The 9,740-nt window shown below is 62.6% G+C and carries 12 protein-coding genes; 8 read left to right on the top strand and 4 right to left on the bottom strand.

The genetic code is table 11. The features are described from left to right. Positions 1-242: 242 nt before the first annotated feature. The 3 genes from DH10_RS03055 (at position 243) to DH10_RS03045 (ending at position 3,294) form a co-directional block, all read left to right on the top strand. On the top strand, positions 243-1,709 hold the full coding sequence (locus DH10_RS03055) for an HD domain-containing phosphohydrolase (protein ID WP_246811478.1): 1,467 nt from the start codon (positions 243-245) through the stop codon (positions 1,707-1,709). A gap of 90 nt (positions 1,710-1,799) precedes the next feature. Next, the gene (locus DH10_RS03050; RefSeq protein WP_192384182.1) at positions 1,800-2,072 is read left to right on the top strand and encodes a hypothetical protein; all 273 of its coding nucleotides are present in this window, start codon (positions 1,800-1,802) and stop codon (positions 2,070-2,072) included. A gap of 103 nt (positions 2,073-2,175) precedes the next feature. Beyond that, positions 2,176-3,294: a substrate-binding protein gene (locus tag DH10_RS03045; protein WP_192384181.1), complete on the top strand. Its 1,119-nt coding sequence runs from the start codon at positions 2,176-2,178 to the stop codon at positions 3,292-3,294. Between the two features lie 228 nt (positions 3,295-3,522). On the opposite strand, the gene DH10_RS03040 is transcribed toward DH10_RS03045, so the two are convergent. Continuing rightward, positions 3,523-3,861 (bottom strand): hypothetical protein, encoded by a 339-nt coding sequence (locus DH10_RS03040; RefSeq protein ID WP_192384180.1) that lies wholly within the window; start codon positions 3,859-3,861, stop codon positions 3,523-3,525. 147 nt (positions 3,862-4,008) lie between these two features. Then, positions 4,009-4,932: a LysR family transcriptional regulator gene (locus DH10_RS03035; protein WP_192258004.1), complete on the bottom strand. Its 924-nt coding sequence runs from the start codon at positions 4,930-4,932 to the stop codon at positions 4,009-4,011. Between the two features lie 272 nt (positions 4,933-5,204). On the opposite strand from DH10_RS03035, the gene DH10_RS03030 reads away from it, so the two are divergent. From DH10_RS03030 to DH10_RS03010, 5 genes are all read left to right on the top strand, one after another. Beyond that, on the top strand, positions 5,205-5,939 hold the full coding sequence (locus DH10_RS03030) for an SDR family NAD(P)-dependent oxidoreductase (protein WP_192258006.1): 735 nt from the start codon (positions 5,205-5,207) through the stop codon (positions 5,937-5,939). 48 nt (positions 5,940-5,987) lie between these two features. Further along, positions 5,988-6,740, top strand: a complete 753-nt coding sequence (locus DH10_RS03025; protein WP_192384179.1) for an SDR family NAD(P)-dependent oxidoreductase — start codon at positions 5,988-5,990, stop codon at positions 6,738-6,740. A gap of 32 nt (positions 6,741-6,772) precedes the next feature. Beyond that, the gene (locus DH10_RS03020) at positions 6,773-7,375 is read left to right on the top strand and encodes an NADPH-dependent F420 reductase (RefSeq protein WP_192384178.1); all 603 of its coding nucleotides are present in this window, start codon (positions 6,773-6,775) and stop codon (positions 7,373-7,375) included. A gap of 82 nt (positions 7,376-7,457) precedes the next feature. Beyond that, on the top strand, positions 7,458-7,871 hold the full coding sequence (locus DH10_RS03015; RefSeq protein ID WP_192384177.1) for a nuclear transport factor 2 family protein: 414 nt from the start codon (positions 7,458-7,460) through the stop codon (positions 7,869-7,871). A 106-nt stretch (positions 7,872-7,977) separates the two neighbouring features. Further along, positions 7,978-8,610 (top strand): class I SAM-dependent methyltransferase, encoded by a 633-nt coding sequence (locus DH10_RS03010; RefSeq protein WP_192384176.1) that lies wholly within the window; start codon positions 7,978-7,980, stop codon positions 8,608-8,610. Between the two features lie 7 nt (positions 8,611-8,617). Here the strand turns inward: DH10_RS03010 and DH10_RS36220 are convergent, their stop codons facing one another. Both DH10_RS36220 and DH10_RS38085 read right to left on the bottom strand, forming a co-directional pair. Continuing rightward, positions 8,618-8,926 carry a hypothetical protein gene (locus DH10_RS36220; protein ID WP_210327748.1) on the bottom strand — a complete coding sequence of 103 codons (309 nt, stop codon included), beginning with the start codon at positions 8,924-8,926 and terminating at the stop codon, positions 8,618-8,620. A 384-nt stretch (positions 8,927-9,310) separates the two neighbouring features. After that, positions 9,311-9,574 carry an epoxide hydrolase N-terminal domain-containing protein gene (locus DH10_RS38085; RefSeq protein ID WP_425515265.1) on the bottom strand — a complete coding sequence of 88 codons (264 nt, stop codon included), beginning with the start codon at positions 9,572-9,574 and terminating at the stop codon, positions 9,311-9,313. Positions 9,575-9,740 lie beyond the last annotated feature (166 nt).

The following is a 9,740-nucleotide window of genomic DNA, read 5'->3' as shown; positions in this document are numbered from 1 at the left end:
CGCGCAGCGGGTTCGTTCTTCGGCCCAAAACAGGACGCTCGGTCTTCGCAATGAAGCACATCAGGCTTGGGACTTTTCCCCTAGGTATTAGCGGCACGCAGGGCTAGCATAGGGCTCCCTGGGGGTGTGCGATGACAGACGTCTCGATACGCCGAGCGGACTTCATGATGGTCCTCGCTTATGCTTCGGACCTCGCGACGGGCCATTCTCGCGACTTCGCGCTGAAATCTTGCATACTTGCAATGCGGATCGCCGAGCTTGCGGGCGTTCCTGAACAGGTTCGGCGCAACGCCCATCATCAGTCTATGCTGCGCTATGTCGGCTGCAATGCGGACACGGACCTGCTGTCGGCCACCTTCGGCGACGAAATCGCGCTTCGCCAGGATCTTGTCGGTCTCGATATGGGCAACCGCGCTGAACTCGGCAGGGTCTTCGTGCAGGCCTTCAAGCGGTTCTATTACGATCTCGCTCCTGACGCGCAGACCAAGGCGATCGAGGCCGCGATGTCACAAGCGCTCGCTGTCGCCCGCCCGGTGCTCACAGCGCATTGCGAGGTCGCCCAGCGGATCGGTGAGCGACTTGGCCTGTCCGACGAGGTCCGGCGAAATCTTGGACAGATCTACGAACGATGGGATGGCAAGGGCCTGCCGCGTGGGGTAAGCGGCGAGGATGTCCTGCCGGCTGTGCGTCTGATCACGTTGGCGCAGGATGCTATTGCGCTGAGCGATGCCGTCGGCATCGAGGGGATGGCCGAAACCATTGCCAGTCGCGCCGACGGCCCGTACGAAGCGAATCTGGCCCGGCTGGTCTCCGCCAACGCAGCGATGCTGATGGAGGGCATCGGCGCGACGGTCGACCGCGAGACGATCCTGGCGCTGGAGCCCGATCCGCCGGTGACCCTGGATGAGGGGGCTTGCGATGAGGCGTTCCTTGCCATTGCGGACATGATCGACATGCGCATGCCGTTTACGCAGGGCCATTCGCGGATGGTGTCGGAACTGGCCGCGGGTGCGGGGAAACGGATCGGGCTGCCCGACCCTGACGTGCGCGCACTGTGCTGGTCGGGATGCATCCATGACATCGGCGAACTCGTGGTGCCGGTGGCGACCTGGATGCGCAACGGTCCGCTGTCGGTGCGCGAGCGCGACGCCGCGCAGCTGCACGCCTATTACGGCGAGCGGGCGCTGGCTTCCTTCGGCCATGACGGCGATGCGATGGGCGCGCTGGTGCTGCGCCATCACGAACGCCTGGACGGTTCGGGATATCACCGCAAGGTCAGCGGCTCCGATCTGTCTCCGGCCGCCAGGATCCTGGCCGCTGCCGAAGCCTTCCAGACGTCGCGAGAGGAACGTCCTCACCGCAAGGCGCTGTCCAGCGAGGCGGCGGCAGCCCAGCTGCGCGCAGCTGTTCGTGACGGCTGCATCTGCCACGACGCCGCCGAGGCCGTGTTGTCCTTCGCGGGGCAGCCCTCGCGGCGGACCCTGCCGCGGGCGCTGGCCGGCATGACGCCGCGCGAGATCGAGGTGCTGCGCCTGATCGCCGCCGGGCTTACGGCGAAGGAAGTGGCCCGGAAGTTGGATATCTCGCCCAAGACCGCGGACCATCATATCCAGAGCGTCTATGCCAAGATCGGCGTGACCACCCGCGCCGCCGCGGCCCTCTATGCGGTCGAGCATGCCCTTGACCGGCCGGGCGAGACGCAGACATAGGGAATCCACCCTATGCGCGCGTCCTCCGGGGCGCGCATCGTGATCCTGTCGACGGACCAATGGTGGCCGCGACCGACAGGAGGAAATCAGATGCTTCTCGCAACGACCAGGGTGGCGGACGGCGACCACTTCATCCGTATCTTTTCGACCAAGGGTGCCGACAAGCGCCGGTTGCACGGTTCGAACGGCGCAACCGTGTTCCGCGACCCGACGGAACCTAACCGCGTCTGGGCGATTTTCGACTGGGACGCCGAGGGTTGGAAGAACTTCGTGTCGGATCCGGAGGTGCCCGCGATCCTCCAGGAAGCCGGCCATGTCGGCAAACCGCAGGCTGCACTGCTGCTCGGCCACTACGAGGCATGACGTCTTGGCTGCGCGCCGCGTGCCGGTGGGCAGGCGCGCAACCCTGGCAAGCACCTCGGAAGCCGAACCCCAGAACTCGAACACGCAGAATCGGAGAAAAAAGATGGATCCGAAACCAATCAAGATCGGCCTCATCGCCGAACTGACCGGCCCATTGTCTTTCATGGGCATCGCCAACGCGAACCTCACGACCATGCTCGTCGACGACATCAACGCCAAAGGCGGCCTTCTCGGCCGGCCGGTGGCGCTGGTCATCGAGGATGGCGAGACCATCGACAGTGTCGCCAAGGCAAAGGCCGCGAAACTGGTCGACGTCGACAAGGTCGATGTGGTCGTCGGCGGCATCTACAGTTCGACCCGCCTGGCCATCAAGAGCGAGGCGGTCACCCGGGGCAGGACGCTCTACATCTATACCGAGCAGTATGAGGGGCAGGAAAACGATCCCCTGATTTTCTGCACCGGGCCCGTGCCCGCGCAGCAGGTCGAGCCGCTTATACCATGGCTCATGAACAGCACTGGGGCGAAGAGGTTCTATTTGCCGTCGGCCGATTACATCTGGCCCCATTTGCTGAACAAGGCCGCGAGCCGGGCGGTGCGCGCCAACGGCGGCGAGATCGTCGGCGAGGAGTATTTTCCGCTGGACACCGTCGATTTCCGGCGGACGGTGCAGCAGATCATGGCGAGCGGAACCGACGTGGTTTTCAACACCATCGTCCCGCCGGGCCTGACACCGTTCCTCGAAGAACTGCACAAGGCCGGTTTCGGCAAACGCGGCGGCAAGATCGTCTGCACCTACTTCGACGAGAACTTCTTCAATCTGGTGCCGTCCGAGCAGATCGAGGGCCTCTACAGCTGCCTCGACTATTATCAGGAACTCGACGAACCGTTCGGTCGCGCGCTCTTGCGCCGCTACAGCGAACGGTTCTCCGGTGGTGCCACCCTGACCGCGGGCAGCGGTTGCACTGGCCACTACCGGGCGATCAAGATGTGGGAAGCGGCGGTGAAGGAAGCGGGCAGTGTCGAGCGGGACGCGGTCATCCGGGCTCTCGATCACGCACGGATCAGCGACGGCCCGGGCGGTCCGGCCGAAATGGTTCCCGGCCAGCACCATGTTCGCATGAACATGTACATCGCGCAGGCGCAGAGCGGTCGTTTCCGGGTCGTGAAGGACCTAGGTCCGATCGATCCCAACGAGCGCATGCTACCGACGAATTCCAACTGAGCAACGTGAGGTGACCGGCGGGGGGCGATCACTGTTCTCCAATTGGCGGGGCGGCTAGATGGTGCCCTCGCCATCTATCTCGATACGGTCGAAAAGCTGGTCGTTGGAGGCCTCGTAGCTAAGCTGCATTCGCCTGAGAATCTGACGACCTACATCGCTGCTTATCAGGAAGAGCGACAACGGCTGATCGGCGACAAAGCGGCCAAGCGGATCATGCTTGAGCGCGACCTAGAAGTCGCCAAGCGAGAAATGTCGCGCGTCGTCGATCAGATTGCCAAGGGCTTTGTGGAAGGCGAGGAAGTGGCAGATGAGATCAGGGCCATCCGAGAGCGCCGGAAGGGCATTGAAGCAGAGCTGGCATTGCAGCCTGAGGTCGAGAAAGTCGTGACTTTCCTGCCAGCCGCTGTGCAACGATTCGAACGGGCGATGCGCGACTATGGCGCCGGTCGTCAGGCACGTGAAGCCCGTCGGTATAACCGCAAGAAGCTCTTCGACCTGGCCCAGAAGCCGGATGCTCGACCAGCCACCAGCGCCCCATGCGGACGTCCGCGACAGACGCTGGCACACCCCAAAACACAAATCCCCATAGCTCACCGCGCACGGACCGCGGGTTCCTGCATGAGAGGCTTTCGTACGCCTGCCGGCACCCGAAACCCTTCAGCACATTCGGTCATTCGTGCCAAAGGTTCGTTGCTCCTAAAAGCCGCCATTCGGTCATCTGGCCGGCGACGGCTGCACCGTCGCCTCGCGCGATACGGACAGTCCCGTGAGAAGCGGCGCGTAGGCGGCGAGCCTCCGGGATACGAACTCGGTGAAGAGCCGCACGCGCTTTGTCTTGCGTGTTTCCCCCTGTGTGAGAAGCCAAACCGTTCCGTACATGTGCAGGTCGGTGCCCGGCACCCTCACCAGTAGGGGGTCGGCATCGCCAATGAAGCACGGCAGTGTCGTCATCCCGAGCCCTTGCCGTACTGCAACGATCTGCGCCTCGCCGTCCGTGGTCCTGAACGGGACTCCCGTGGTGCGAACCTCACCCTCGCTGGCCCATTCCGGAATTCCATGAATGCTTATGACGATCCACCGGATGGGATCAGGCGCGCCCGCACGCCACGCGGCTAGTCGATCGCAGGACATGTAGACGCCGCCGAACAGCTCCGGTCCCTTCAGGCCGTGAAGATTGAGGGGCAGGGTTTTGCGGTCGTAGACGACGCGGATCGCGACGTCGGCCTCTCGGTTGGTCAGATTTGCCAGCTCGCCGGACGACAAGATTTCCATCTCGATGTCCGGATGCAGACGCGCGAAATCGGCGAAGTCCGGCATGAGCAGGTGTGTCGCGAGGGGTGGTGCCAGCGTCACCCGCAGAAGCCCGCGCACGCTCTGGTCGCGCCCCAAGACGCGCGTTTCCAGCTGGTGCGACGACGCTTCCATCCGCTCCGCGAGCTCGAGGACCTCCTCGCCCGCAGCCGTCAGGCGGTAGCCCGAAGGCAGCTTTTCGAACATGTGCGCCCCGAGGCGGTCCTCGAGCTGGGCGATGCGTCGCAGCACGGTCGAGTGGTTCACACCGAGGCTCTTGGCGGCGGCCCGCACCGAGCCTCCGCGTGCGACGGCAAGAAAGTAGCGAACGTCATCCCAGTCGATCATGGTGCAATCCCGCACCGCGCGGTGCGCCTTCCAAAGCCCTTACTTATCGTACAACAGTACAGGGCGGCCCTCATAACACTTGTCGACGAGCGGGGCCCAATTCCGAACGGCGGAACCTTATCGTCGCGGCTGCCGTTAACAGCCGTACCGGATCGATTTCGCACCACCCATGTGCGCGCTTCCTCACTCAACGCCTGACCTCGGCAGACCCATCTTCAAGGTCTCGGGGCTTTCCCGAATGACCAAGGCGGAAGCCTGGAAGGATGCACGTCATGACCAGATTGAATGGAAAGACCGCCGTCATCACCGGCGGCGCCACCGGCATCGGCCGCGCCGCAGCAAAGCGATTCGTCGAGGAGGGCGCCTTCGTCTTCATCTTCGGCCGCCGACAGGAAGCGCTCGACGCCGCCGTGGCGGACCTCGGGGCCAATGCCCGCGCGGTGAAAGGCTCGGTCTCGAATGAGGCCGACCTCGACCGGCTTTACGCGGCTGTGAAGGCCGAGCGCGGAAGCCTCGATATCGTCTTCGCCAATGCCGGGGCCGGAGGCCCGCTTCCGCTCGGCCAGATCACCGCCGAGCACATTGACGAAACCTTCGACACCAATGTGAAGGGCACGATCTTCACGGTCCAGAAGGCGTTGCCGTTGATGGGCCCGGGCGGTTCGATCATCCTGACCGGATCGAGCGCTGGCACCACGGGCGCCCCGGGATTCACTGCCTACAGCGCGAGCAAGGCGGCAGTGCGCAATCTCGCGCGGACCTGGGCGGAGGACCTGAAGGGCACCGGCATCCGGGTAAATGTGTTGTCGCCCGGGGCGACGGCAACTGAACTCGCGAAGGAAGCGCTGGGCGAGGAGGGCCAGAAGGCCTACGGCGCGATGACTCCGCTCCAGCGCATGGCCGATCCCGCGGAAATTGGGGCGGTGGCTGCCTTTCTCGCGTCGTCGGACAGCAGCTTCATGACCGCCAGCGAGGTCGCCGTCGACGGCGGCCTGGCGCAACTTTGACCCCAGCGCGGTCCGTGCCTGGCCCGCGCGCAAAGAAAGACAAAGATTATGAAAAAACTCGAAGGTAAGATCGCCGTCATCACGGGCGGAAGCAGCGGGATCGGATTGGCCACAGCAAAGCGCTTCGTAGAAGAAGGAGCGCACGTCGTGATTACCGGGCGAAGAGAGAAAGAGTTGAAGGAGGCCGCAGCCTTCATCATGAGAAACGTTACGGCGGTCGTGGGTGACGTGTCGCTCTTGGAAGATCTGGATCGCCTCTATGCCGTCGTGAAGGAGAAACATGGTCACATCGACATTCTCTTCGCGAACGCGGGCGCGGGGACAATCGCACCGCTCGCGGTCGCCACTGAGGCACATTTTGATCAGACCTTCGATGTGAACGTGAAGGGTCTGTTCTTTACGGTGCAGAAGGCCCTTCCCCTGTTCAAAGACGGCGGTTCGATCATCCTGAACTCTTCAGTGTCGAACGTGTTGGGGCTTCCAGGGTTTAGTACCTACGCCGCGAGTAAGGCGGCTGTACGCAACTTCGCGCGCGCTTGGACACTGGAGCTCAAAGACCGCAAAATCCGCGTCAATGCAATGAGTCCCGGAGCAATCGAGACGCCGGCCTTGGAGACAACGACTGGCCTTACCCCTGAGCAAGCCGAGCAAGCGGCCGCCCAGTTTGCGTCACAGATCCCAATGGGTCGCAGGGGCAAACCAGAGGAAATCGCCGCTGCCGTCACGTTCCTCGCCTCCGATGAAAGTTCTTTCATCACTGGCGTGGATCTCGCCGTCGACGGAGGCATGGCGCAGGTCTGACCCCGGCGTTAAAACAAGATCGGAAAAGCATTATGAGCTATTCAATTATAGGATTCGGCAATATCGGCCAGGCATTGGCCAAGGCGTTTGCCCGCAACGGCATCGAAGTATCCGTTGCAACCACGCGCGACCCGGAACGCTTTGCATCCGCTGCGGCCGCGGTCGGTCCCACGATCATCCCCAAAAAATTGGCGGACGCCCTCAAGGCGGACATCATCTTTTTGGCGGTCCATTTCGAGTCGCACCGAGAGGTCGCGAAGGTGCTGCCCAGTTGGCACGGGAAGACCATCGTCGATGTGACCAACGCCTACGGCGTGTCCCCTGAGGAACTGGGAGGACAACCCTCTTCCAAGGCCGTCGCGCAGGCCTTCACTGGCGCTAGACTGGTTAAGGGCTTCAACCATTTGGTCGCTGCCGTCCTTGCCCAAGATCCGGCCGTGCATGGTGGCAGGAGGGTCGTGTTCCTGGCGAGCGACGATGACGACGCCGCAGCGGAGATTGGTGCGCTCGCGGAAAAGCTCGGTTTCTCGCCGATCAAACTTGGCGGGCTGTCGGAAGGTGGGCTGCTGGTCCAGGCGCGCGGAAATAGCTGGGGTCAACTGATCTTCAAGGACTTGGTCAAGTTCGACGGATGAACACGGACGTGCCTACCGGCAGGGCCACGATGCACGGATCGGATCGAGCGCGATGCGATCCGTGCGAAATGGAGAAATTCCCATGAGTATCGAGAAGAACATCCAGACCGTGAAGGACTTCTTCGCCGCGATCGGCCGCGTCGACAGGGAGGCTCTGCTGGCGCTGGTCGCCGAAGACATCGAGTGGATCATCCCCGGCAAAGACTGGCCACTGGCCGGAACGCGCCACGGACACGCCGGGCTGGCGGATTTGCTTGAGACGGCATCCAAGTCGATAGAAACGTCCACGGAACCCCGGGAGTTCGTGGCGCAAGGAGACCGGGTCCTCGTCGTCGGCTTCGCTAGGGGAAAGATCAAAGCCACGAACAAGACGTTCGAGGACGACTGGATCTTCGCCATCACGGTCCGGGACGGCAGACTGACCAACATCCGGGAATACGTCGACACACAAGCACTGGCGCGCGCCGCGCAGATGGGCGCGGCCGGGCCTGCATAGCGCCGGCCATCTTCGGCCATCAGGTCGGGTAGACGGTAGATCAGCCGAAAATCGCCCCATTGTACGCCGCCCGCTCGTCGAATGCCCACCCGTAAAGGAGATTCCGATGTATGACCAATCCAAGCTATCCGAGTTGATCCGGTTCGCACGTGTAGATGCGGGCTCCATCGTGATCGACGTTTACCCAGGCGACGGCGACTGGACGCGCCTCTTCTCCGACATCGTCGGACCAGAGGGACGGGTCTACAGCTTCGTGCCGGCCGAAGTCGCCCACTTCAAGAACGATCCGGTTGGCCGCATCCAGACGCTCTCGAAGGAGCTGGGCCGAGAGAACGTCGAAGCCGTCTCAGCGGACCTCGTGGCGATGCCGCAGGCCACGCAGCCAGCGGATGTCCTGTGGCTGCACCTGTTTTACCACGATCTCCACACCGCGCTGATCCAGAAGAAGGGCGCGACGGCGGCCGACTTCAATCGAGCCGTCCACGAGCGGCTGAAGCCCGGTGGATCCTACGTCATCGTAGACCACGCCGCCGCCGCTGGGTCGGGCACGAGCGACACCCAGTCGCTGCATCGGATCGACCCTGCCTCCGTCCGCGAGGAGGTGGAGGCAGCCGGCTTCGTACTGGACGCAGAAAGCACCATCCTCGCGAACAAGGATGATGCGCACTCGATCAAGGTGTTCGATCCCTCGATCAAAGGCGAGACCGATCGCTTCGCCTACCGATTTTTGAAGATCTGACACTGAGCTATTCGCCAACGATGAGGTCGGCTCTCGTACGGGAGGCGGCTTTGACAGGTGCGGCGACCGACGTCTTCGTCCGCTGTCCTTCGCGCCCGACGAGAGGGCAACGCCACCGCTTGGAGTAGCACTTTTCCCGCATGAGTTGCCAATGCCTCCAGCGGTTCTCCTTGTACAGACTTAGCGACGCGGTCAGGCTGTCGCTGAACCAGTAGATCGAGATGTCGGTAAGCAGCGAATCCATCGAGATGATGCTCTCGATGTCGCCCTTGCAATCGCTCCATGAACGAACCTTCTCGGCGATCCAGGCTGCCAATCCCAGCGGAGAATCGGTCAGCGCGAAGGACAGAGTCTGGGGCTTGGTCGCTTGCAGCGTAGCTTAAGCTCCTTCCAGTGCCGACCAGGAAGCTCCCTTGTCGAGGGACGCATGCTCCTCTGCCGTCGTGGGGGGCAACTCCACCCCCAAGGGTGGTCGGTAGCTCCCTGGAATATAATTCACGTGAATGCCGCAAACCTTATCCGGAAACAGTTTTGCCAGCCACATCGAAACCCCGGCGCCAATGTCACCACCTTGCGCGGCGAACCGATTGTAGCCGAGTTCCGCCATCAAGCTACGCCACATGATCGCGATTTCTTGGGAAGTTTATGCCCGGCCGGGATGGCGCGTCCGAGAAGCCGTATCCAGGCAGGGAGGGGACCATCACGTGGAAAGCGTCGTTGGGGTCGCCGCCATATGCGCCGGGGATCCGCCAGCAAGGGGATGATCCGCTCCATTTCGATGAAAGATCCTGGCCAGCCCGTGCGTGAGGGTGAGCGGCAAGGATGACGGACCATTGCCGGACTGGTGGACGAAATGGATGTTCGACCCGTTCACGGTCGCCATATGCTGGGAAAGGCGATTAAGCCGCGCTTCTTGCGCGCGCCGGTCGAAGCGGTGCAGCCAGTGATCTAAGAGGCGTCTCATGAAGGACAGGCTGCCACCTAACCTCCCGCAGCCGCATGTGTAGGTCCTCAATGGTCTTATCCGGAATATTAATCGCAAATTGACGAACGGTCATGCTCGTTACCCTGCTTTCGTGACGTGCCTATCCGAATCGAGAGCTGAAGAATGAAGCCTGTACCTGCAGGCC

The sequence above is a fragment of the Mesorhizobium silamurunense genome (genome assembly GCF_014843825.1).
GTDB lineage: Bacteria > Pseudomonadota > Alphaproteobacteria > Rhizobiales > Rhizobiaceae > Mesorhizobium > Mesorhizobium silamurunense.
This window is presented reverse-complemented; position numbering and strand designations above follow the sequence as displayed.

Bases quoted from the DNA above. Each gene is read 5' to 3' on its own strand.
- DH10_RS03015 (WP_192384177.1), top strand. From the start codon at position 7,458: ATGAGTATCGAGAAGAACATCCAGACCGTGAAGGACTTCTTCGCCGCG.
- DH10_RS03045 (WP_192384181.1), top strand. From the start codon at position 2,176: ATGGATCCGAAACCAATCAAGATCGGCCTCATCGCCGAACTGACCGGC.
- DH10_RS03020 (WP_192384178.1), top strand. From the start codon at position 6,773: ATGAGCTATTCAATTATAGGATTCGGCAATATCGGCCAGGCATTGGCC.
- DH10_RS03035 (WP_192258004.1), bottom strand. From the start codon at position 4,932: ATGATCGACTGGGATGACGTTCGCTACTTTCTTGCCGTCGCACGCGGA.
- DH10_RS03010 (WP_192384176.1), top strand. From the start codon at position 7,978: ATGTATGACCAATCCAAGCTATCCGAGTTGATCCGGTTCGCACGTGTA.
- DH10_RS03055 (WP_246811478.1), top strand. From the start codon at position 243: ATGCGGATCGCCGAGCTTGCGGGCGTTCCTGAACAGGTTCGGCGCAAC.
- DH10_RS03025 (WP_192384179.1), top strand. From the start codon at position 5,988: ATGAAAAAACTCGAAGGTAAGATCGCCGTCATCACGGGCGGAAGCAGC.
- DH10_RS03030 (WP_192258006.1), top strand. From the start codon at position 5,205: ATGACCAGATTGAATGGAAAGACCGCCGTCATCACCGGCGGCGCCACC.
- DH10_RS38085 (WP_425515265.1), bottom strand. From the start codon at position 9,574: ATGAGACGCCTCTTAGATCACTGGCTGCACCGCTTCGACCGGCGCGCG.
- DH10_RS03050 (WP_192384182.1), top strand. From the start codon at position 1,800: ATGCTTCTCGCAACGACCAGGGTGGCGGACGGCGACCACTTCATCCGT.